The organism is Halorubrum sp. SS7 (assembly GCF_005435055.1).
GTDB classification, from domain to species: domain Archaea; phylum Halobacteriota; class Halobacteria; order Halobacteriales; family Haloferacaceae; genus Halorubrum; species Halorubrum salinarum.
Genome location: NZ_SGXV01000179.1, coordinates 1 through 775 on the forward strand (window position 1 = coordinate 1; position 775 = coordinate 775).

The window sequence follows — 775 nt, forward strand, 5'->3', positions numbered from 1 at the left end:
TACACTAAGTCGTGAAGATCAATATATCCCTCTGAATCAATCTGAGTTCCACCAATACTGATATATTGCCCATCATCTAAACCTCCGCCTGTCGGGCGGCTTCCAGTTAGCAGATCAGAAAGAAGATAATCAAGTTTTGACTCTTGCCATTCGGATTTGGAGTTCTCTCCGGGCTTTACTTGCTGAAACTCATCCAGAGTTAGGTCTTCACTCATAGTCCAACACCTCCATATGTTCGCTCATCGTTGCTTCAATCTCGTTGCGTTCAGTCTGTAGTTCCCGTAGCTTCGCCAGTTCCTCTTTAACATCTATGTCCTCTTCAGGCTCAGTCGTGTCTACGTACAGAGCGACATTGAGATTGTAGTCGTTCTCCCGAATCTCATCCAACGAGACAGTTCGACTCACCCGTTCTTCGGTTGTCCACCCACGAAAGTTCTCAACGATGTGATCAAGTCCATCCTCTGTGAGAACATTCTGATTCGATTCATCACGATAGAAGTCTTCGTCGGCGGCGTGGATGAACTGAACCTCGTTCTCCCGTTCCTCTGGCTTGTCAGCATTCAACACGAGAACGGCTGATGGGATCGAATTGTTCTGGAATAGATTCTCGGGAAGACCAACGATCGCCTCCACCATGTCGTTCTCCAACATCGGCTTCCGATACCGACTCTCGTGTTTCCGGAACAGAACGCCGTGAGGAATAACAATAGCCGCCTTCCCTCCATTCCCATCCTTCTCAGGGTTCTTCAGTTGTTTCGCGATGTGCTGAATGAAA

The 775-nt window shown here is 48.0% G+C and carries 2 protein-coding genes; both read right to left on the reverse strand.

The genetic code is table 11. From position 1 onward, the window contains the following. A partial coding sequence (locus EXE44_RS17470; RefSeq protein ID WP_137718011.1) for a hypothetical protein occupies positions 1 to 215 on the reverse strand: 215 nt, incomplete at its 3' end. Continuing rightward, the coding region (locus tag EXE44_RS17475) for an N-6 DNA methylase (RefSeq protein ID WP_137718012.1) at positions 208 to 775 on the reverse strand (568 nt) is incomplete at its 5' end. The genes EXE44_RS17475 and EXE44_RS17470, both read right to left, overlap by 8 nt.